This window comes from Streptomyces sp. NPDC111507, assembly GCF_055638955.1.
Map to the genome: position 1 here is coordinate 138,755 of NZ_JBVKBU010000020.1, position 20,995 is coordinate 159,749.

At 69.5% G+C, this 20,995-nt stretch carries 22 protein-coding genes and 1 tRNA gene; 7 read left to right on the forward strand and 16 right to left on the reverse strand.

Translation table 11 applies throughout. The features are described 5' to 3' along the window. Positions 1 to 22: 22 nt before the first annotated feature. From ACZ7M2_RS45520 to ACZ7M2_RS45545, 6 genes are all read right to left on the reverse strand, one after another. Complete coding sequence (locus ACZ7M2_RS45520) at positions 23 to 1,192, reverse strand: lipid-transfer protein (RefSeq protein WP_343324622.1); 1,170 nt, start codon at positions 1,190 to 1,192, stop codon at positions 23 to 25. Beyond that, positions 1,189 to 1,584 (reverse strand): MaoC family dehydratase, encoded by a 396-nt coding sequence (locus ACZ7M2_RS45525; protein WP_471600316.1) that lies wholly within the window; start codon positions 1,582 to 1,584, stop codon positions 1,189 to 1,191. The genes ACZ7M2_RS45520 and ACZ7M2_RS45525 overlap by 4 nt, the downstream gene beginning before the upstream one ends. 68 nt (positions 1,585 to 1,652) lie before the next feature. After that, the gene (locus ACZ7M2_RS45530; RefSeq protein ID WP_352050449.1) at positions 1,653 to 2,684 is read right to left on the reverse strand and encodes an acyl-CoA dehydrogenase family protein; all 1,032 of its coding nucleotides are present in this window, start codon (positions 2,682 to 2,684) and stop codon (positions 1,653 to 1,655) included. Between the two features lies 1 nt (position 2,685). Continuing rightward, positions 2,686 to 3,615, reverse strand: coding sequence for a bifunctional MaoC family dehydratase N-terminal/OB-fold nucleic acid binding domain-containing protein (locus ACZ7M2_RS45535; RefSeq protein ID WP_471600283.1), 930 nt, complete (start codon positions 3,613 to 3,615; stop codon positions 2,686 to 2,688). Then, the gene (locus ACZ7M2_RS45540) at positions 3,612 to 4,775 is read right to left on the reverse strand and encodes an acyl-CoA dehydrogenase family protein (RefSeq protein ID WP_099942242.1); all 1,164 of its coding nucleotides are present in this window, start codon (positions 4,773 to 4,775) and stop codon (positions 3,612 to 3,614) included. Before ACZ7M2_RS45540 ends, ACZ7M2_RS45535 begins: the two co-directional genes overlap by 4 nt. Positions 4,776 to 5,045: 270 nt before the next feature. Further along, positions 5,046 to 5,351 carry a hypothetical protein gene (locus ACZ7M2_RS45545; RefSeq protein WP_067376930.1) on the reverse strand — a complete coding sequence of 102 codons (306 nt, stop codon included), beginning with the start codon at positions 5,349 to 5,351 and terminating at the stop codon, positions 5,046 to 5,048. A 360-nt stretch (positions 5,352 to 5,711) separates the two neighbouring features. Between ACZ7M2_RS45545 and ACZ7M2_RS45550 the strand changes: the two genes are divergently transcribed. Beyond that, complete coding sequence (locus ACZ7M2_RS45550) at positions 5,712 to 6,632, forward strand: bifunctional DNA primase/polymerase (protein WP_352050446.1); 921 nt, start codon at positions 5,712 to 5,714, stop codon at positions 6,630 to 6,632. A gap of 10 nt (positions 6,633 to 6,642) precedes the next feature. Continuing rightward, positions 6,643 to 7,074, forward strand: a complete 432-nt coding sequence (locus tag ACZ7M2_RS45555) for a hypothetical protein (protein ID WP_471600284.1) — start codon at positions 6,643 to 6,645, stop codon at positions 7,072 to 7,074. Between the two features lie 502 nt (positions 7,075 to 7,576). Here ACZ7M2_RS45555 and ACZ7M2_RS45560 read toward each other — a convergent pair. Beyond that, positions 7,577 to 7,663 (reverse strand) — tRNA-Ser (locus ACZ7M2_RS45560). Positions 7,664 to 8,246: 583 nt separating this feature from the next. Between ACZ7M2_RS45560 and ACZ7M2_RS45565 the strand changes: the two genes are divergently transcribed. Next, the gene (locus ACZ7M2_RS45565) at positions 8,247 to 8,420 is read left to right on the forward strand and encodes a hypothetical protein (RefSeq protein WP_471600285.1); all 174 of its coding nucleotides are present in this window, start codon (positions 8,247 to 8,249) and stop codon (positions 8,418 to 8,420) included. Positions 8,421 to 8,759: 339 nt separating this feature from the next. Here ACZ7M2_RS45565 and ACZ7M2_RS45570 read toward each other — a convergent pair whose 3' ends face one another. The 6 genes from ACZ7M2_RS45570 to ACZ7M2_RS45595 form a co-directional block, all read right to left on the reverse strand. Continuing rightward, the gene (locus ACZ7M2_RS45570; RefSeq protein WP_471600286.1) at positions 8,760 to 9,107 is read right to left on the reverse strand and encodes a DUF190 domain-containing protein; all 348 of its coding nucleotides are present in this window, start codon (positions 9,105 to 9,107) and stop codon (positions 8,760 to 8,762) included. Between the two features lie 247 nt (positions 9,108 to 9,354). Next, positions 9,355 to 9,723, reverse strand: coding sequence for a fluoride efflux transporter CrcB (crcB, locus tag ACZ7M2_RS45575; RefSeq protein WP_471600287.1), 369 nt, complete (start codon positions 9,721 to 9,723; stop codon positions 9,355 to 9,357). After that, entirely contained in the window at positions 9,723 to 10,061 is a 339-nt protein-coding gene (locus ACZ7M2_RS45580) for a DUF190 domain-containing protein (RefSeq protein WP_471600288.1), read from the reverse strand. The genes crcB (ACZ7M2_RS45575) and ACZ7M2_RS45580 overlap by 1 nt, the downstream gene beginning before the upstream one ends. Before the next feature lie 86 nt (positions 10,062 to 10,147). Next, positions 10,148 to 10,780 carry a fluoride efflux transporter CrcB gene (crcB, locus tag ACZ7M2_RS45585; RefSeq protein WP_471600289.1) on the reverse strand — a complete coding sequence of 211 codons (633 nt, stop codon included), beginning with the start codon at positions 10,778 to 10,780 and terminating at the stop codon, positions 10,148 to 10,150. Between the two features lie 473 nt (positions 10,781 to 11,253). Beyond that, complete coding sequence (locus ACZ7M2_RS45590; protein ID WP_471600290.1) at positions 11,254 to 11,634, reverse strand: DUF190 domain-containing protein; 381 nt, start codon at positions 11,632 to 11,634, stop codon at positions 11,254 to 11,256. 271 nt (positions 11,635 to 11,905) lie between these two features. Then, positions 11,906 to 12,601, reverse strand: coding sequence for a hypothetical protein (locus tag ACZ7M2_RS45595; RefSeq protein WP_471600291.1), 696 nt, complete (start codon positions 12,599 to 12,601; stop codon positions 11,906 to 11,908). A 670-nt stretch (positions 12,602 to 13,271) separates the two neighbouring features. Between ACZ7M2_RS45595 and ACZ7M2_RS45600 the strand changes: the two genes are divergently transcribed. Then, positions 13,272 to 14,150, forward strand: a complete 879-nt coding sequence (locus ACZ7M2_RS45600; RefSeq protein WP_471600292.1) for a COG4705 family protein — start codon at positions 13,272 to 13,274, stop codon at positions 14,148 to 14,150. A gap of 269 nt (positions 14,151 to 14,419) precedes the next feature. Then, positions 14,420 to 14,821: a hypothetical protein gene (locus ACZ7M2_RS45605; RefSeq protein ID WP_471600293.1), complete on the forward strand. Its 402-nt coding sequence runs from the start codon at positions 14,420 to 14,422 to the stop codon at positions 14,819 to 14,821. 499 nt (positions 14,822 to 15,320) lie between these two features. On the opposite strand, the gene ACZ7M2_RS45610 is transcribed toward ACZ7M2_RS45605, so the two are convergent. The 3 genes from ACZ7M2_RS45610 to ACZ7M2_RS45620 form a co-directional block, all read right to left on the reverse strand. Further along, entirely contained in the window at positions 15,321 to 16,403 is a 1,083-nt protein-coding gene (locus ACZ7M2_RS45610; protein WP_471600294.1) for a CU044_5270 family protein, read from the reverse strand. Beyond that, positions 16,400 to 17,044 carry an RNA polymerase sigma factor gene (locus tag ACZ7M2_RS45615; protein ID WP_471600317.1) on the reverse strand — a complete coding sequence of 215 codons (645 nt, stop codon included), beginning with the start codon at positions 17,042 to 17,044 and terminating at the stop codon, positions 16,400 to 16,402. Before ACZ7M2_RS45615 ends, ACZ7M2_RS45610 begins: the two co-directional genes overlap by 4 nt. A gap of 547 nt (positions 17,045 to 17,591) precedes the next feature. Next, on the reverse strand, positions 17,592 to 19,070 hold the full coding sequence (locus tag ACZ7M2_RS45620) for a S1C family serine protease (protein ID WP_471600295.1): 1,479 nt from the start codon (positions 19,068 to 19,070) through the stop codon (positions 17,592 to 17,594). A 267-nt stretch (positions 19,071 to 19,337) separates the two neighbouring features. Here ACZ7M2_RS45620 and ACZ7M2_RS45625 point away from each other — a divergent pair, with 267 nt between their 5' ends. After that, positions 19,338 to 20,147, forward strand: coding sequence for a glycerophosphodiester phosphodiesterase (locus tag ACZ7M2_RS45625; RefSeq protein ID WP_471600296.1), 810 nt, complete (start codon positions 19,338 to 19,340; stop codon positions 20,145 to 20,147). A gap of 136 nt (positions 20,148 to 20,283) precedes the next feature. Further along, a complete protein-coding gene (locus tag ACZ7M2_RS45630) occupies positions 20,284 to 20,922 on the forward strand; it encodes an ATP-binding protein (RefSeq protein ID WP_471600297.1) in 639 nt (212 codons plus the stop codon). The last annotated feature ends 73 nt before the right edge of the window (positions 20,923 to 20,995 follow it).

Here is a 20,995-nt window from a genome sequence, read left to right on the forward strand (position 1 = left end):
CGGCGCGAGACCGACAGCGTGCTCATCCCCCGTCCGCCCCCAGGATCAACCCCGACGTGGGGACCCCGGTGCCCGCGGTGACCAGGGTGCGACCGGCGCCCGGTATCTGGTTCACGGACGTGCCGCGCAGTTGGCGTACGGCCTCCGCCACCCCGTTCATCCCGTGCAGATACGCCTCCCCGAGTTGCCCCCCGTGGGTGTTCAGCGGAAGCCGCTCCTCGGCGACGAAGTCCGCGGCCTCCCCCGGCTTGCAGAACCCGAACTCCTCCAGTTGCATCAGCACGAACGGTGTGAAGTGGTCGTACAGGATGCCCACGTCGATGTCCGTAGGGGTCAGCCCCGAGGTCCGCCACAACTGACGCGCCACGACCCCCATCTCCGGCAGCCCGGTCAGCTCGTCCCGGTAGAAACTCGTCATCTGTTCCTGCGCCCGGCCCGCGCCCTGGGCCGCCGCCGTGATCACCGCAGGCGGATGCGGCAGCTCCCGGGCACGCTCCACGGAGGTGACGACCAACGCCTGGCCGCCGTCCGTCTCCTGGCAGCAGTCCAGCAGCCGCAGCGGCTCCACGATCCACCGCGAGGCCGCGTGTTCGGCGAGGGTGATCGGTCTGCCGTGGAAGTACGCCGCCGGGTTCGTCGCCGCGTACTTGCGGTCCACCACGGCGACGTGGCCGAAGGCCTCGGGCGTCAGTCCGTAGGTGTGCAGATACCGCTGGGCCGCCATCGCCACCCAGGACGCCGGGGTGAGCAGCCCGAACGGCAGGGCCCAGCCCAGCGCGACGCCCTCGGCCGACGGCTCCCGCTGCTGCACCCCCGCTCCGAATCTCCGCCCCGACCGCTCGTTGAACGCCCGGTAGCAGACGACGACCTCGGCCACCCCGGTCGCCACCGCGAGCGCCGCCTGCTGGACGGTCGCGCAGGCCGCACCGCCTCCGTAGTGCACCCGGGAGAAGAAGGACAGCTCGCCGATCCCGGCCGCCTGGGCGACGGTGATCTCCGGGCTGGTGTCCATGGTGAACGTGACCATCCCGTCCACCTCGGCCGGTGTCAGCCCCGCGTCGTCGAGCGCCGCCCGCACCGCCTCCGCGGCGAGCGTCAGCTCGCTGCGCCCGGAGTCCTTGGAGAACTCGGTGGCCCCGATGCCGACGATCGCCGCCCGGCCGCCGAGCCGGTCCCTCGTGCGTACGCTCACGAGGCACCGCCGGGCGGCAGGGTGACCGTCACGGTCCCGGCAACATGTCTGCCGATGCCGTTCGCCCCGAGGACGCGCACGGTCACGGTGTCGCCCTCGGCCTCTTCGATTCTGCCGGTCAACACCATCGTGTCGCCGGGGTAGTTGGGCGCTCCCAGCCGTATGGCGACCTTGCGCAGGACGGCGTCCGGTCCGAAGTGGTCCGTGATGTACCGCCCGACGAGGCCGTTGGTGGTCAGGATGTTCATGAAGACGTCGGGGGAGCCCCTGTGCCGTGCCAGCTCGGCGTCGTGGTGCACGTCCTGGTAGTCCCGGGACGCGATCGCCCCGGCCACGATCAGCGTGCGCGTGATCTCGATCTCCAGCGGCGGCAGCTCGTCGCCGGCCCGCACCCGCTCGCCCTCCCAGGCCCGCACCCGCTCGCTCTCCCCGGCCCGCACGCGCTCCCCTTCCCCGACCCTCATGTCTCCTCCTCCCCGCTCGCGATCAGCTCCCCCAGTTCCTGGAGGACTTCGCTCCCGCATCCCAGGTACGCGTCCAGCTGCCGCCCCCACAGGAAGTGCCGGTGCACCGGGTGCTCCAGGTCGGCGCCCGTGCCTCCGTGCAGATGCTGGCCCGCGTGAACGACCCGCTGACCCGCCTCGGACGCCCACCAGGCCGCGGTCAGCGCGTGCGTCGCGTACGCGAGCCCCTCGTCACGCCGCCACGCCGCCTCGTACGCCGTCACCCGTATCGCCTCGGTGTCCATGTACGCGTCCGCGGCCCGGAGTTGGACACCCTGCTTGGCGGCGAGCGGACGTCCGAACTGCTCGCGTGTGTTGGTGTGCTCCACGGCTCGTGCCAGCGACCCGGCGCACACCCCGGCCTGCAGCCCGGCGAAGGCCGTCCGGGCGGTGGCGAGCACGTCGTCGCAGGCGTCCGCCCCGCCCACCGGCTCACCCGGCGTCCCGTCGAGCGTCAGCCGCCCCGCCGCCCAGGGCGCCGTCAGCTCGACCGGCGCGCAGCGCGCGTCAGCGGTCCGTACGAGCCACAACCGGCGCCGGTCGTCCGCTACGAGCACATGGGTGGCGTCCCGCAGCCACGGCACCACGGGGACGACTCCGCTCAACCGCCCCGCCGCGTCCGCCCGAACGCCTCCCGGCTCGAAGACCGCCCCGCACACCACCGCCGTCCCGTCGTCGATCCCCGGCAGCAGCCGCTCCCGCTGCTCCGGTGAACCGTGGGCGGACACCGCCAGCAGCCCGTACACACAGCTCGCCGCGAACGGCACCTGGGCCGTGGTCCGCCCCTGTTCCTCCAGAAGCAGCACCAGGCCGAGGAGCCCCGTGTCCGCGACGGCCGCCACCAGCCCGGCCGCGCACAGCGCCTTCCATGTCTCGGCGTCGCTGCCGGTGCCGGCCGCGGCGAGCCGCTCCGGGGTGGAGAGGTCGCCGAAGATCCGCGCGGCCAGGTCGCGGGCGGCCGCCTGCTCCTCGGTGGGCGTGAAGTCCATGTCAGCGTCCCCCCTCCGCACCGGCACGGAAGACCGGCAGCACCAGCTCCTCGTCGTAGCGCTCGAACCGGAGCCGCACGGGCATCCCGATCCGCACCTTGTCGTACGGCACCCCGATGACGTTGCTGACGATCCGGACGCCCTCGGCGAGCTCGATCAGGCCCACGGCGTACGGAGGGTCGAAGGCGGGGAACGGCGGGTGGTGCATGACGACGTACGAGAAGACCGTCCCGTCTCCGCTCGCCTCGACCGTGTCCCACTCCGGGGAGCCGCACGCGCCGCACCCAGGCAGCCAGGGAAACCGCAGCGTCCCACAGCCGCCGCACCGCTGGATCAGCAGCTCGTGCCGGCCGACGCCCTCCCAGAACCCGGCGTTGTCCCGGTTGACGACCGGTCGCGGCCGGGCCGCCTTGGACTTGATGCGCGCCGGGGCGTACTTGAGGATCCGGAACCGGTGCGTCCCCGCCGGCTCCCCGTTCGCCCGTACGTCCATCCGTGTCGTGACGAAGTGCCCGGTGCCCAGCTTGGTGGTCTTGCGCTCGGAGACCGACTCGATCACCGCGTCGAAGGTGATCTCGTCGCCGGGCCGCAGCGGGCGCAGATACTCCTGCTCGCAGTCGGTGGCGACCACGGAGGTGCAGCCGGCCTCGTCGAGCAGGCCGAGCAGCTCGTCGTACGCGTCCGAGCGGCCCTCGTGCCCTGACAGGCCGCCCATCGTCCAGGCCTGGAGCATGGTGGGCGGCGCCACGGCGTCCGGACCTGTGTACGCCGCGTTGGTGTCACCCATCGCCTCGCACCAGTGCCGGATCATCGGCTCGTTGACCGGGTCCTTGCCCACGCCCGCGACGGCGGCCGCACGCCCTTCGTACGCCTTGAGCCGCGCCTCGTACGCCTTGAGCCGCACCGCCGGCTCGGCCGCCTGGTCGCTCACCGCCGCCCCCTCGTCATCCCGAGCCGCATGGTCGCCACGATCTCCCGCTGCACCTCGCTCACTCCGCCCCCGAACGTGTTGATCTGCGCCGCCCTGTTCATCCGCTCCAGCTCGCCGTCCCCGAACACACCCGGCGAACCGGAGCGCACCAGCGCCTGCGCACCCACGACTTCCTGACACATTCGGTACGAAGCGACCGCCGATTCCGTTCCCGCGACCTTCACGCCGCTCGCGTCGCCCGGGGCCAGTCGGCCGGCCCCGACATCCCCCACCAAACGCCAGTTGAGCAGGCGTGATGCCGCCAGCCGCGCATGCACCTCGGCCAGCCGGAAACGCACCCAGGGCTCGTCAACCCGACGCCGCCCCGTCACCGGATCGGGGGTGCGCGCCGCTCGCAGCGCGGCCGCGTAGAAGTCCTCGGCCTGCATGCCGATCGCGGCGAGGGCGACCCGCTCGTGGTTGAGCTGGTTGGTGATGAGTTCCCAGCCGCCGTTCTCCTCGCCGACGAGGTTCGAGGAGGGGACGCGGATGCCGTCGTAGTACGTGGCCGTGGTGGTCAGCCCGCCCACCGTCTCGATCGGTGTCCACGAGAAGCCCGGCGCGTCCGTGGGCACGAGGACGATCGAGATGCCCCGGTGCTTGGGCGCGTCGGGGTCGGTGCGGCAGGCGAGCCAGATCCAGTCGGCGTGCTGGGCGTTGGAGGTGAAGATCTTCTGCCCGTCGATCAGCCAGGACTCGCCCTCCCGCACGGCGCGGGTGCGCAGCGAGGCCAGGTCCGTGCCCGCCGAGGGCTCCGAGTACCCGATCGCGAAGACGAGGTCACCCCTGAGGACGCGCGGCAGGAAGTACTCCTTCTGCGCCTCGCTCCCGTACTTCATGAGGGTCGGTCCGACGGTGTTCAGCGTGACCATCGACACCGGCGCTCCGGCCCGGTACGCCTCGTCGAAGAACACGAACTGCTCGTCGGCTCCGCGCCCTTGGCCCCCGTACGCGACGGGCCAGCCGATCCCGAGCAGTCCGTCGGCGCCGATGCGGCGCAGCAGCGCCCGCTGCCTGCCGGGGTCGTCGGCGGGCGGGGGACCGTCGGGCATCAGGTCCCGGAAGTACGTACGCAGTTCGGCGCGCAGCCGTTGCTGGCGCTCGGTGGGGGCGAGGTGCACGGCGGCGGCCCTCCCGGACCTCGTACGAACAAGGTTTTCTGACTGTCCGTCAGATAGCGGGAGCTGTCAAGGTCACGACGTGGCCGTTGGAAAGGTCACGACGGGACTGTCGAGGACGACAGCCGGCGGCGCAGCTCCTCGGGCACGCGAAAACGTCTGCGCGACGACACCGAAGTGCCGTCGCGCAGACGTGTTACCACCCCACAAGAGCACCCCACACGGTGCTTCCGGGCCGACGAGCCCGTCGAGAGCGGGCGAATCGGCCCCGGCTCACCAGAGGTTGGTGAAGTTGACGACGGCGTTCGACTGGTCGATGGCCGTGAACGCGGAGCCGTTGACCTGAGCCGTGTTGTTCTGGTTCGAGGCCCCGGAGCCGACCGCCTGCTGCTGCGTGGTCGAGGAGTTGCCGCTGTTGTTGTGCCCGACCCCGCTGCCGCTGACGGTTGCCACGCCCGCGTTCGATCCGTTGTCCGCGAAAGCGCCGTTGTCCGCCGTGGCCACACCCGTGAAGAGGGCGGCGGCGAGGGGCAGAGCCGAGACGGCGGCGAGAACACGGGCGGTACGGATGCTTGCCATGTGAATTCCTCCAAGAACCGGATGTACGGACCGGCGCGAACCGGGAATTACTGCTCGTTCCAAGGCGGTTGGCCGACCGCCCGGCGCTGATCACGACGTCGCGACTCCAGAGTTGCCCACCGAATCCCCGGCGAACCACCCCGGAAGCCGTGATTCGCCCTCAAGCGTGAGTACATGTCGATAAACCCTCTTCATGACAAGAAACCCCAGCTCAGACCGGATCGGACAGCTCGATCCCGGGCGCCCCAAGGGGGGAACCGTTCCGCCACTTTTTGGCCAATCACTCTTAAATCACCTTCCCGGCATCCCCGGGTCCAGCAAGCCCTTCCCTTTTTCGAACACTCGTACGAACATGGATGCATGGCCACCATCGACCGGCAGGCCACGACCCTGGCCCTGGCCCACGCCCTGTCCGCCGCCGAACGCGGCCTCGCGGTGATCCCGCTGTCCCGCACGAAGCTCCCGGCCCTGCGCTCCCCCCACCGCGACGACCCCGATCCCGACCCGACGTCCCCTCCCTGCCACGGCGCATGCGGCCGCTTCGGACACGGCGTGTACGACGCCTCGACCGACCCCCGCCGCATCCGCGCGCTCTTCGCCGCCGCACCCTGGGCGACCGGCTACGGCATCGCCTGCGGCCTCGACCCGCACCGCCTCATCGGCATCGACCTCGACACCAAATCCGGTACGGACTCCTCGGCCGCCCTGCGCGAACTGGCCCTGCGCCACCTGTTCACGATCCCGGAGACGGTGGTCGTGCTGACCCCGAGCGGCGGCCGCCACCTCTGGCTGACCGGACCGCCCGACGTGGTCGTCCCCAACTCGGCGAGCCGACTGGCCCCGGGCATCGACATCCGCGGCGCCGGCGGCTACCTCGTCGGCCCCGGCTCCCGCACCGAGCACGGCGTGTACGGAACGGCCCCGGGCACCGCCCAGTTGGCGCCCGCGCCCTGTCCGCGTGAACTCCTGCGCCTGCTCACGCCCCCGCCCCGCACACACCACCGCGCGCCCCCTGCGACCGGCCAACACGGCCAGGGGCTGGTCCAGTTCGTGCTCGCCGCCCACGAGGGCCAGCGCAACACCCGCCTCTTCTGGGCCGCCTGCCGCGCCTACGAGAACGGCATCGGCCCGGAGCTGAGCACCGCACTCGTCGAGGCCGCCGTCCGCACCGGCCTCACCGAACGCGAGGCCCGCTCGACGATCGCCTCGGCGTCCCGGATGACGTTCCCACGCCCCGGGCCACCGGAAAACGGAACGACACCACGAACCGCCCGTCCCTAGGCTGCGCGCCATGGCACTGACCCGCATCACCCTCACCTCGGGCAGAACCGTCGAGACATCCGACCTGCGTCTCACCTCGACCTACGGCGGAATGCTCGAGGGCTACCCCTTCAAGCGCTGGAACGACCGCATCATCGACGGCCTGGCCCGACGTACCGCCACGGCGTTCCCCAACACCCCGACACACCTCGTCACACCCCACCGAGCCCATCCGGACATGCCCGCCGGCGGCTTCGGCCCGGTCGAACTGCTCCCCGCCGTGACCTGCGTCGGCCTCTTCCTCTCCAGCGCGGTCGACCCCGCCGTCGACGCCGTCCTCCATCGCTCGGCCCTCGCGGTCGCGTGGTTCCAGGCCACCCCCGACATCCCGTCCGGCCACACCGCCGATCCGGGCCTGCGCGCCATCCCCTGGGAGGAAGCCGCCCAGGACTTCGAACTGTGAGCCGTCGCGGAGAACGCCTGAGAGCGCGTGTGTCCAGCCTGGCGGGCTAGCACTTCAGAGGCTGGGTCAAAGGCGCGACGAGCCGGCCAGGGGCTCAGATTCCGTTGGCCCCGCCCGCGGAAAGCCCCCGGTCCGGAGGGCCGGGGATCCTTTGCATGTTCGGCTGACACGTCCGCCGGAGACGGCCGCTGCCGTCAGCACCAGAAATCCCACACCCACACGTCCACGCCGCGGTAGCCGCCGGCCACCACGACGAAAGCGCTGCCCGTGATCAGTGCGAGCACCCCACGACGCATCACGGCGTTTCCTTCCCTCGCTGTCTTCGGCGTGGGCGTCTTCGTGGCTCTCGGCAACGCTCTCGTGGACAGCCGACCGCGAGAAGGTGCCGTGCCCCCGCCGTGCCCGATCCACCGGTAACTGACGGGGAACCACGGCGGGTTGACGGACCACGCACATGAGAACGACCCCCGACCGATTTACCTGGTCAGGGGCCGTTCACCTGCGGTGGGTGTGGGATTTGAACCCACGGTGACATCGCTGCCACGACGGTTTTCAAGACCGTTCCCTTAGGCCGCTCGGGCAACCCACCTCTGCCTCGCCCACCAGGGGCGGAGCGGGTACAGCGTACCGGCTCCAGACGTTTCACAGCGGCCGTGGTCCACACAGGGGCCACTGGCCCTGTTCCACGCCCCAGGCCCACTGCGCCGAACATCGGCACCCGGTCCGTGGCCCCAGGCCGACGCGGTACAGCCCAGGACTGTGCTGGCCTTGTCGGCATCGCCAGGGGAAAGGCCCCGCTGGGTCATGTACCCGCGCCTTCCCGCGACTCCGTGGAGCAAGTGCGCAGAGAGGCCCCTGCGACCTTCTGATCCGTAGGATCGGGCGTCGTCTTGTGGAGGGGCTCGGTCCTGGCCTGGCTGGATGACCAAGGTGGGTGATCACCGGCCTCTGTGTGCCGTCTCGGCCGTCACCTCAGAACGGTGGCGCCGGCCGCCACGGCGGCTCTTCGGCCCGGCCGCCTCAGTTCCACCAACGGCCCAAGGTCGAGCGCCCATCCAAGGTGCTTCGGGACGAAGAGGTCGCTCCGTAGAGCGCGGCGCATGGGACACCGCCTGCTCAGGGTTTTGTCCCTGTCTCAAGGGCACTCGGCCAGTGAACGCGGAGGTACTGAGATGAGTGCCGGAGAGAAAGCCAAGGCAAAGGCCGAACAGGTTGTCGGAAAGACCGTGCGAAAGGCGGCCCACGCGGTGCACAAGGATGCCCTCGCAGCAAAGGGTGCCGCCCTCGAAGCGCGGGGCAGGATGCGGGGCGCGAAAGAGAGGACCAAGGACTCCTTCAACCGCTGACAATTTCATGACATTGAGTCACCGTGGCCGCGTGGCACTCAACCGTTGATGAGGCAGTGGCCACCTGGGGAGCCGTTCTGCCAGGGGGCGCAGCAGAGGAGGTTCGTGTCCTAGGCACGGTGGGCGCCCGACACACCTCCGACACAGCCTGTGTCGCTGGCGCCCTCTGATGAACTCCGCCGCAGGTCAGAGAACTATGCGGGGTGATCGGCGCAATCTGAGTCAGTCTTACACCCTCGACGCACCCAGACGCCGTCCGCCGCCGTTGATGACCTTGGCGACAACCAAGTTCGCGGGCGCAGTCATGGGCCATGGCCCCGACGATCACCAGTGGCCAGTTCACGGTGATCCTTTGTTCCGGGCGACGTAGCGAATGACCTCGACCTCGTCAAGGATGACCATGCCTTCGCTGACGAGTTCGTCCAGTTGTGGGAGGAAGGCACGGATGACGTCTTCGGTGTCGACGATGATGACGGTCACCGGCAGGTGTTCGCTGACGGCCAGCAGCCGAGGGGTGTGGATCAGCGAGGAGGCTCCGTAGCCTTCGACGCCTCGGAAGACCGAGGCTCCGGCCAGCCCGGTGGCGCGGGCCCGGTGGACGATCTCGGTGAAGAGGGGCTTGTGGTGCCAGGTGTCGTTCTCGCTGATGAAGATCGTCACGCGCAATGCCGTACCAGTCAGTCTCATTGCTGCTGCCTCCACCTGTTGACGCGGCGGGTCGGTGTCGCTGCGCTCCATACCGACGCCAGGGCGGTTCGGCATCGTCCCGGCTGGATGGACGAGTCCGGTGCAGCGTGGCCGCCGTTCACGAGTTTCCGGATGGCGACGGGGACGGGACCGCTCCGTTGCTCAGGGTCACAAAGCGGAACGCCACAGCAGGCCTCCCTGGTCGGATGCTCCCCGAATCCCGATCACACAATGTCCTCGGAGCGGGTCACAGCCAGGTCAGGAGGGCGTAGCCGGCGACTGCGGCAGCGAGGCCGAGCAGGAGGCTGCCCAGGGCGTTGAGTCCGGCTTCGGCGAGGGAACCGTCCTCGAGGAGGCGGACGGTCTCGAAGGAGAACGTGCTGAAGGTGGTCAGTCCGCCGCACAGGCCGGTGCCGAGCAGCAGCATCACGGACGCCGGCAGGCCGTGGGCTGCCACAGCTCCGGCCAGTGCGCCGAGGATGAACGAGCCGACCACGTTGACGGTAAGCGTGCCGAGGGGAAAGACGCTGTCGTGGCGAGCCTGGACGGCCTTGTCAGTGAGATACCGCAGAGGGGCGCCGATCATGCCGCCCAGGAAGACCATGAGGACGGGCATCAGCTCATCTCCCCCTCGGCGAGCGGACGAGGCACGCCGATGAGGTGGGCGACCACCTGCACCGGGTCCAGGGTCACCAGCGCCTGGGGGACGATGTCGCGGACCTCCGAGAGGAAGGCACGCACACGGTCCTCCTCGTCGATGACCACGACGGTCAGGGGGAGGTCTTCGGCGAGGTCGAGCAGGCGGGTGGTGTGCACGAGCGAGGAGACGCCAAAGCCCTCGAAGCCACGGAAGACGCTGGCGCCGGCGAGCCCGGCGCGGTGCGCGCGGTGGACGATCTCGGTGTAGGCCGGCTTGTGGTGGTACTGGTCCCACTCACCGAGGTAGACGGTCATGCGCAGGCCCGTGCCTTTGAGGGGCGCGCGTGGCGCGCGAGAGGGAAGGCCATCATCCACCTGGTGGCGCCGGGGAAAGTGCGGGTTCATCGCGAACTTCCTTTACGGGGCGGATCGCCGGGTGAGGCGGGTAGCCGTGTCGGCGGGGGCGCGGAGGGTGTCTGGTCGCGGTGGCTGGGTCCGCGTCGCACTGGTAGCCCGGCGGCCCGGCGGGCCACCGCGATGCCTGTCCAGACCGCTACGAGTCCGACGACAAGGCTGGTCAGGGCGTAGGCGTCGGCCATCGACCAGTGGGTGGTGGCGAGCAGATGGCGCATCTCCACGGTGAAGGTGGAGAACGTCGTGTAGCCGCCGAGGACGCCGACACCCAGGAACGGGCGCACGTAACGGGAGGGCGGCCACACCTCCAGGACGTAGACCATGAGGAGTCCCAGCGCGAGACTTCCGGAGATGTTGGTGACGAACGTCGCCCAGGGAAATCCCTGGTTCGGGGTCGGCCAGGCGTGGGCGAGGCCGTAGCGGGCGATGCTGCCCAGTCCGCCGCCCAGCGCAATGACTGCCAGGACGTCCGCCTGCCGCGGCCGCCGGGTGCCGGGGGACGGCTCCCCGGGTGGAGCCTGCGGTTCGGCGCTCACGGCGACATCAGGGTCGACCGGCAGGGTCTCAGCCGGGGGCAGGTCGTCGCGGGGCTGGGCCCCGGGGCCCTCTCCGCCGGACATGCGGCACTTCCTTGTGCGGGCTGGGCTAGGGGTCCCACGGTGGCCCGCGCGGCGCAGGCCACCCTCGTGGGTTGCACCGGCCGCTAGGGGTGGCCGCAGTTCCGTGCGGGCTCCCGGTATTACGTCCCTGTTGCGGCGGGGGGCTGAATGGCCGGGGCATGATCTTCTCCTACCTGTGGAGATGCCTGCGTGGCAGGTATCAGGTAGGGACTGTTGTCGACCCAGTCGTAGCGGTCGCGGTTTCGGCGAGCCCCACCGCCCTCTTCTTGCACTTCCCAGCGTACGACGCAAATCCGCTGATATACGGCACGGAACCCTTGGATCTCCACCAGCCACATCCGCGCGCGGCGCCGGTGGCGGACTTCCCGGACCGGAGCTGTGCGCGGCGCCGACAGCCGAGGACGCTGGACGCCCCGGGCACGCGGGAGCGCAAGCACGGGCCGGCTAACCGCCCCCGGCGGCCGCCCGGCGGATCAAGGACTGGACAGGCGGCGGTTCACCACGCCTGGCTGTCGCGGCCGGCCCCCGGCGGGGCTATCGACGACCTCTACGGGCTGGAGAGTCGCCAGAAGGACCCCCTGCATGCGGTCAAGCCGGGTCACGAACGCATGCAGGACGACCATGTCGTCGACGAGGACGATCTCGGCCGGAAGATGCTGAACAACCGGGAGCGCACTCTCCCTGCGCACGGTGCCGGCATCACCGAACCCCGCGATACCGCAGCGCACGCTCGCCCCCCGCAGTTTTCCTTCCAGCGCACGGATCACAATCTCCGTGACCAGCGACCGGCGCCGCCACTGCCGCGCGGCATCGAGGTAGATCGTCAGGCGGCCCCAGCCGGCCGATGAAGTCATGGCTCCTCCTCCCTTCGTCAGGGCGGGAAACCCCTGTGGCTCGCGGCGCTGTGGATGCCCCACTCCCAGGGTGCACCGGGTATGTCCACAATGCCTTGCGGCGGGAGGAATCGCGCTGACTTCCTCCATGCGTAACCGTCCCCCGCCCGGCTGGAGCTGCTGGGCCACACGCGTACTTTTATCAATCGCTCACTTTGCGGCAGGCAACTGCATTTCTCGCACTCGATGGCGCCATGGACGCCACGACCGCCCTCAAGCGCGTACTGCATTGCTATGCCGCGTCGCCGTCTTCCTTCAGTGACGTTTCGATCTTGGCATTGGCGGCTGGGCCTTCGCCTGCCGCGCGGACGCCGTCGAGTCGATAGTTGAGGCGGTACTGGATGTCTTCGAAGACCTCTGCGTCGGTCAGATCGAGTACGGGGCGGTCCGACGTCGTCAGCCACTCGTACGCGGCCTTCAACTCCACCGGCGGCTCCTCCCCGGCGTTCGCGGGCACAAAGCCCCACCGGAACGCGAGCAGATCCGTGTCCTCCGGAACGCCCTCGCCTCGCTGACCCATGGCGAGGGCCACAGCGGCAGGCCCGTCCGCCGTGCTCTCGCGCGTCTTCGCAGCGCTGGTACGCCAACGTCCGGCGACGCACCTCCGGCAGAACTCGAACCACCGCAACAACGGCTTGGCATCTGCGGCTTCGGCTGCCGCACGGACTTCGGACTCCGGCAGACCCGACTCAACATCGAATGCTTCGCCGCGCCGCATGACCTGCCACAGCTCCGACCTCCGGCTGTCGGCGAGCGCCGACGTGGCGAAGGTGTCGCCGTGCACCAGTCCGGCGACCACCCAACGCAGCCGGTAGAGGCGGGACTTCCGACCCGTCTTCGTGACTTTCCACAGCCGGATGTCGAGGGAGTAGCCCGGCCTGGCCGACCCGCGGGGGCGCCCGGCCGGAGCGTCGTTCGTCGTGCTCACGCAGCGTCCTCCCACTCCGCAAGCCAGCGCTCGTATTCGGAACGCCAGGACTCGTATTCGGAACGACGGATGCGCACATCACCGTGGGGCAGCTTGATCGCGCGGGGAGCCTTCCCGAGTTGGCACCACCGGTAGATGGTCGATGTGGGGGCTGTGGCTTGCGTGTCTGGTGTTCTCCATCTGGTTCGTCGCAGAGGTGATCACGCGGTTCCTGCGGGCCGAAGTCCTGGTGACGCGGGCGGGGTGGTGGACGGTTCGAGCACGGCCGGTGTCAGGGATCAGACTCGCAGCTCAGCGCCTTGCCAGGTCGGGCCCCAGCCCGGTTACGCAATCTTCCCAACTGGGGCTCTAGCGGTCGCCTGTCGGCATCCTCGCCGCAGTCCGGGTACGGCGAGCCCCACCGCCGAGCGAACGGCCTGACACGGCCGCCACGGCCGCCACGGCCGCCGAGAGTACCGGCCGACACCCGCGCCCGGCCAGCACGTGCTTCACCCATCAGGCGCCCCTCGACCATCGCCCTCTCGGGTGGATCAGCACAGCCAAGCGGGAGCGAGCACCCCCGGTGGGGACCAATGGTCTCGCGGGCGAGGTCCGCGGTCCGCCACAAGGGAGTCGACGGACCGGTGCCTGATGAGGGGCGAGGATGGAAGCTTCAGTGAGCAGGGTTGCCGTGAGCAAGTTGCCGCTGGTCGGCGCAATGTTCTGGGCGACCAAGATCGTGGCCACAACGCTGGGCGAGTCGGCATCGAACTTCGTCACGATGGCGCCATTGAATCTCGGCTACGCCGTCGGCGCGATCATCTTTCTTGTGGCCTTCGCGCTCACCCTGGTGATGCAGCTCAAGGCCGACCGCTTCCGCCCGATGGTGTTCTGGTCGGTCATTCTGACCACCAGCATCGTGGGCACCTCGATGTCCGACTACATCAACCGCACCGCTGGACTCGGTTACGCCGGCGGCTCAATTCTGCTGACCAGCCTGCTGGCGATCGTGCTGATCGGGTGGCGGATGACCGGACAGACCATGGATGTGGAGCGGATCGCCACGACGGAGGGCGAGGTCTTGTACTGGACCGCGACACTGGTGTCCAACACGCTGGGCACCTCCAGTGGTGACTTCCTTTCCGGTGGTCTGGGTCTCGGCTTCCGCGACAGCTCTCTGTTGCTGTGCGGGGCCATGCTCGTGATCCTTGCCGCGCACTATCTGACCCCGGTCTCGGGCACGGTGCTGTTCTGGGCGGCCTACGTGTTGACCCGCCCTCTGGGTGCGGTGGCGGAGAACGCGGTGGAAAAGCCCGTCGCGCAGGGCGGACTCGGAGTAGGAACCACGATCACCTCATCCGCTCTGCTCGCCGTCCTGGCAATTCTGGTGGGCTGGCAGATGCTCACCGACCGCCAACAAACCCACACGGTGGATACCGTCCTCGCATCCGATAGCCGCTATCACCAGTCCGCTGGTCAACCAACAGAAACTTCTGCGGATGACTACGCGGGCAAACCCGACGACACGCCACGCGCACCAGAAGGAAGGCGACCGGGCCGATCATTCTGAACTGAGTGGGGGCTGAAGCTGTCAACAGGAGGACTTCAGTCGAGGCGTTGTTTCTCGCCGTCGGGGCCACGGGGCCCAAAGCTGCATCCGAGCCAGCTGCGGTGGCTGTACAGCAGCGGAGTACAGCCACCAACGGCTGTCGATGACCCTTGGCCGGTTGCAGCGCCTCGGTGAAGTACGCGCGGGCCTCGTTGTACTGGCAGGCGTCGAAGTAGGTCCAGCCGGTGAGGCGTGCCGACTCGGGCGCGATTCCTTAGAGCTTCGCCGCCGTGCTGATCACCGCTTCCAGCATGGCTGTGCTGAGGCTTGTCCGGTGGCCAACGCAAGGATGCTGTGAGGCGGCCGGTCTTCGTGAAACCGACTTCGCCCTTTCCGAAGAGGGCTGGGGCGAAGTCCTGCTCTCCACGAGCATGCCCCGAGTCGGCTCCGGATGGACCGATACGGGTGAGCCGTTCGATGCGCGCGGCCTGAAGAAGCGGGCCCGCAAGGCGACCCGGCCGGTGCCGATTCCTCCGGTTCTCGTGCGCCTGGTCCGCGAGCACGTCAAGGAGTTCGGCACCACCGAGGATGGCCGGCTGTTTCGTGCCCCGCAGGGTGGCCACCTCCGCGGGCCAACCAGCAGATCCAACAGGCTCTCGTCGCGATCGACGAGCACGACGACGAGTAGGTAAACCGGCTCGTACGGGGGTCCCTTGTGGGGCGCCTCTCCTGCTTTTGGGAAACGGGATCATTCCCGAACCGTTTGCCTGCGTCCTGCCTTCATGGATCAAGGACTTGTGGCACTCGTGTCTGCTGGCGTCGGCCTTTTGGGTGCGCTCGGTGGTGCGGCCATCGGCGGGGTCGCCGCCGCAAGAGGGGCACGCCTCGATGCTGAGACGACGGCAAGGGCGACCGCCAACACCCCGGGCGCCAGTAGTGGCCGTTCACCGAGCCGGTTCGGAGTACGAGCAGGCTACCCACGACACGCCGAGCGGCCTGCTTCCCTCGTAGCGTTGTGCTGCCTGCCGTGAGCTCTGGCCGACCGTACGGCGCCTGCGCGCGATGAACACCGCGCCGGTGCCGACCGGCCACGACCGCGAAACCGACACCCGCGACGACGGGAGTACTGCTCGACGCGCTGGTCCTGATCGCGTGGCACCATACGCACCGCCTAGCGGGGCGATCGCGTTCTCACGCACCGGTACCTTGCGCGCCGGGGCGTTGCTTCTGGGCGTCGACGACGGCCCGCTCCAGCACGGCGGTGTATTCGAGGACTGTGCCGGGCTTGATGCCGTCGGCCTGCTTGACCTGGACAGCGCGGCTGCCGAGATAGGCGTACGTCTTGGGGTCGAAGATCCACTCGGTGCGGTCGCCGCTCTTCTGGTCGACGTGAGCCAGGGCGATGCCCTCGCGTCCCGCGGCGTCCTTGACATGGTCCACCACCACCACCCCGGGGATCTTGGCCGCGGCCCGGTACAGCGCCGCGTTCAGCTTCGCCGGTGCGAGCTGCTCCCCCAGCAGGCCGCCGACCGTGGTGAATGCCTCCTGATCCGGGGAGTTCCCCTGGCCCTTGGTCTCCTTGTAGATCTTCTTCAGCAGGGCGTCCGGGTCGGTGGGCAGCGTCTTGAGGTAGTCGTAGGAGGCGGCGCCCAAGCTGGGCTTGACGTTGTTGTCGAGGGTGACACCGCCCTTGGGCTGGTAGCCGGGCTCGTCCAGCCAGCCCTGCTTGCCGTCGGGGGAATTCCAGGCCTCACGGATGTGCAGGGGCTCGACCAAGGTCTTGGAGTCGTCCGCGTCGGTGTGCGAGACGGAGAGGTAGGAGACCTTGCTCTTGATGTAGATGTACTGGCCCGGGCCCGGTTCGGGCGTCTTGCCGGCCGAGGCGGCGGCGGCGATGTGCTCGACGGTGGAGGCGAGCTGAGCGGTGCTGCCGGGCTCGATGCGGACGACCGGCGCTTCGACCGGGGGCGGGGTGGCCGCGGCAAGGCCGCTGCCCCCGGAATTGGTCAGCGCGGTGAAGGCGAAGGCGCCGGCCAGGGCGGCGGCGGTGACCGGGACACCGATCAGCAGGACACGGCGTGCCGGGCGGCGGGACGGCGCAGTGGCGAGTGCGGGGACGGGGACGGTTGCGGTGCGCTGGATCTCGTTCATCAGGTGCTCCTCGAGAAGCAGGTGACGGTCGAGCGACAGGTGCGGGTCTCCCGGCGCCGGCAGCAACCGGGCCAGTTCCGCGTCGTCCAGCGACTCCTCACGCCGAGACTTCTTGCGGATCATTCGGACCTCTCCTCGTACGACTCGTGTGACCGGGCCGCAGAAGTGCGGCCGCCCTGTACTTGTCCGTTGCGCGGTAGCGGTTCCCTGCGTTTCCTCAGTTCTTCGTCGGCCAGCTTGCTCAGCCGTTTACGGGCGCGGGACAGGCGCGAGCGCACGGTGCCGACCGGGACGCCGAGCACGGCCGCCGCCTCCGCGTAGCCGAGCCCGGACCACACACACAGCGTGAAGACCTCGCGCTCACTCCGGCGCAGCTTCTTGAGCGCCCGCTGGGCGGCGGCCAGCTCGTCGGCATCGGCTACGCGGCCTACGAGTTCGTCGGCGAAGTCCGGGACCGCTTCCTTGGCCGGCAGACGCTGCAGAGCCCGCTGGTGACGGCGCGCCGCGCGGGTGGTGTTGCGCAGTACGTTCACGGCGATGCCCATCAGCCAGGGGCGCGGGCTGTCGCCCTCGTCCCGCAGCTTGGCGCGCAGCCGCCACGCCTCCAAGAAGGTCAGCGAGACGATGTCCTCGGCGACGGTCCAGTCCCCGGTCACGCGCACCGCGTGCCGGTGGACCAGTCGGGCGTGGTCACGGAAGAGCTCGCGGAACGCCTCGGGGTCGCCTGCCCGTATCCGGGTGTGCAATGAGTAGTCCACGTACATCCTTGTCCACGCGGCGGGGCCGGTTCCCGTGGCGTGCGTCACACGGTCAGGAGACATGGGGCTCCGCGGCCAGGCTCGCACAGCACGACCGCCGCCTCCGTGGGCTGAGCGGCACCTCGGGCGGCAGCGAGTACTGGGCGGCACGGCCGTTGAGCAGCAGGGCAGATGGCGTTCTCAGGTTGAGTGGAGGTCTTGCCCGTCATCGGCTCGAACTGTGGAGATCTTCTAAGAGCTCGCGCAGACAGGCGAGTTGGAGTGCCTCGGTAGGAGAACAGGCGCAGGCCCTGGTGATCACGGAACTGCGGCGCTGTGATCACCAGGAGACCTGTGCCTGCCCTGCCCGCGGCCCGACATCCGGTCCACGCCTGGTCCACACACACTGATCCACAACGTGACGAAGCCGGATCAAGGTGAGACAGACCCGATGCAGAAGGGGTGCCTCTCAGCGAGAGGCACCCCTTCTGACCAGCCCGTTCCCTTAGGCCGCTCGGGCAACCCACCCCGCGCCGCCGGCGATCGCCGGTGGCACGGCGACAAGACCAACCGGTCAGCTGTCGCCGTCGCGCTGTCCGAGGGTGACCTCGGCCGTGCGGGTCTTTCCGTCGCGCGTGTACGTGAGCTTCACGACGTCACCGGGCTGATGGGTCCAGATCTCGCCGATGAGGGTCGGGCCGCTGTCGATCACCTGGTCGTCGAGCTTGGTGATGACGTCGCCGGGCTTGAGACCGGCCTTGTCGGCGGGGCCGCCGGAGGTGACCGCCGCGGAGCCGCTCGCACCCTGCTCGGTGATCTTCGCGCCGCCGGTGCCGTCCTCGAGGGAGACCGAGGCGCCGATCACCGGGTAGACCGGCTTGCCGGTCTTGATCAGCTGCTGGGCGACGTGCTTCGCCTGGTTGATCGGGATCGCGAAGCCGAGGCCGATGGAGCCGGACTGGCTGGTGCCGCCCAGACCGCCGCTGCTCGAGGACTGGATCGCCGAGTTGATGCCGATGACCGAGCCCTGGGCGTCCAGTAGAGGGCCACCGGAGTTGCCCGGGTTGATCGAGGCGTCCGTCTGCAGGGCGCTCATGTAGGAGGCCTTGCTGCTGGCACTGCCGTCGCTGGAGGCCACGGGGCGGTTCTTGGCGCTGATGATGCCCGTGGTCACCGTGTTCGAGAGGCCGAAGGGCGCGCCGATCGCGATCGTGGAGTCGCCGACCGCCACCGCGTCGGAGTCACCCAGGGTGAGCGGCTTCAGGTCCGACGGCGCGTTCTTGAGCTTGATGACCGCGACGTCGTAGCCCTGCGCGTGGCCGACGACCTCGGCGTCGTACTTCTTGCCGTTGGGGAAGGTCGCGGTGAGCTTGCCGCCGTCGACCGCGTCCGCCACGACGTGGTTGTTGGTGAGGATGTGGCCCTGGGTGTCGAAGACGAACCCGGTGCCGGTGCCGCCCGAGCCGCTGGTGCTCTCGGCCTCGATGGTGACGGTGCTCGGCAGCGCCTTGGCGGCCACGTTCGCGACCGTGCCCGAGGCCCGCTTCACGTCGCCACTGCCGCTCGGCGCGGAGACGGTCGTCGAGTCGGTGGCGTTGTCGTTGTTCTTGGCCAGCGAGTAGCCGATACCGCCGCCCACGCCACCCGCGACCAGCGCGGCCACGAGGATCGCCGCGACCAGGCCGCCGCGCCCGTTCTTGGGCTTCGGCGCGGGCTGCTCGTAGGAGGAGCCCCAACCGCCCGCTCCCGAGCCGCCACCGTCCGCGTACGAGGGAACGGCGGGCGGCGGGGGCGGCCAGCCCGCCTCGGCGGCGGAGACCGGCGCTCCGGACGCTCCGGGGGCGTGCCCGTGCGCCTCAGGAGCCCCGGCGCCCATCGACGCGTACGGCTGCTCCGGTGCGCCGGGGGCGCTCGGAGGCACCGCCGGGAGCTGCGCGGTCGGCGCGCCCCCTTCGGGCGCAGCGCTCTGCGCGGAGGCAGCGGGAGTTTCCACCGGCACAGGAGGTGCGGACGGGGCCGGGGGTACTGCAGTGCCCTCGTTCTCGGTGCTCACAGCTCTTCTCCTCGGTCCACGGCTGTTGTTCTCGGTCGCACTCGGTCACGCTCACTCACGCTTGTCAGACGGTCCGGCGCGATGCAGCTGTGCTGGTGTGCATGTGCTTTTTGTACGCCGTCAGCTTTTCCCACGGGACGTCAGAGCACCATAAGCGGTGGCTGTGGGTCCAGGACCATTCTTTATATCGGGCTTTTTATACTAAAAAGAAACATTCCTGGTGTCTCGGCCCCCACGTCGGCCCTGTGACGGTGGCACCATGACGCCGTGACCCACGCACGACAGCACCCGATTCAGGTCGTCGCCCACCGCGGGGCCTCCGAAGACGCTCCCGAGCACACCCTGGCCGCGTACAAGAAGGCGATCGAGGACGGTGCGGACGCCCTCGAGTGCGACGTCCGGCTGACCGCGGACGGACATCTCGTCTGTGTGCACGACCGCCGCGTCAACCGTACGTCCAACGGCCGCGGAGCCGTCTCCGCCCTGGAGCTCGCCGAGCTCGCCGCCCTGGACTTCGGCTCCTGGAAGAACCGCGACGAGTCCCCCGACTGGGAGTACGGCCCCGGGGACCCGCAGGACACCTCCGTCCTCACCCTGGAGCGACTGCTCGAACTCGTCGCCGACGCGGGCCGTCGCGTGGAGCTGGCCATCGAGACCAAGCACCCCACGCGTTGGGCGGGCCAGGTCGAGGACCGGCTGCTGCTCCTCCTGAAGCGCTTCGGCCTGGACGCCCCGGCGAGCGCCGCCACCTCTCCGGTGCGCGTCATGAGCTTCTCGGCGCGCTCCCTGCACCGCGTCCGGTCCGCGTCCCCGACGCTGCCGACGGTCTATCTCCTGCAGTTCATCTCGCCCCGGCTGCGCGACGGACGACTGCCGGCCGGTGTCCGGATCGCGGGCCCCTCGATGCGGATCGTACGCAGCCACCCCGGATACATCGAACGGCTGAAAAGAGCCGGTCATCAGGTCCACGTCTGGACGGTGAACGAACCCGAGGACGTCGATCTCTGCGTTGAACTGGGCATCGACGCCATCATCACCAACCGCCCACGCACGGTGCTGCACCAACTCGGCCGCTGACCTCGCGGCTCGCCGTCCGGAAACCATCGCTCGAGGTGCCGCGGCGGCCGTCGGACCACGTCAACCACCGCCGAAATCCAGCCACACGGTTACAGGGAGTGCACCGGCGCGTTCGTTCCGTATCCGATCGTTACGAGTGCGTCAGCAGACGTGGATTGGCCGGTTTCCGGTCCAGTCCAGAGGGGCATCCACACCGTGGCGTGGGGCAAAGGAGGTCTCGGGGGTGGCGTTGGTGGTGGCACAGGAGGTGCCCACGTCGTCGAGCATGGCCGTTCCCCATGGCCCTGCGGGCGTGGGTAAAGCAAGACATCGGATGCGCGATCAACTGCGCACCGGTGGAGTGACGGAATCGGTCATCGACGACGCCGTACTGATCCTTTCCGAACTTTTGAGCAATGCGTGCCGGCACGGCAGGCCCCTCGGCGACGCCCTCGCCGGGGACGGCGACGTCCGGGCCGCGTGGCGCGTCGACGCGTCCGGCAGGCTCACCGTCGAGGTGACGGACGGCGGTGGTCCGACCCGCCCGGTTCCCGCCACTCCCTCGGTCACCGCACACGGCGGCCGCGGGCTGAACATCATCACGGCGCTGGCCAAGGACTGGGGCGTACGGGACGACACCCACGGAGAGGTCACCGTGTGGGTCGTCGTCCAGGACGACGTGACGGACACGGCCGCCGCGCGCCGGCGTGACGACTTCGCTACGCGCGTCGCGTCAGCGGGTGTGACGGGGCTGCCCGGGCTGGACTTCGCGGACGCCTTCGACGACTTGGACTGACCAGGACGGGACACGACAGGACGGGGCAGGGCGCGACGGAGCGGGGCGGAGCGGGGCGGAAACCCGTGGGCGG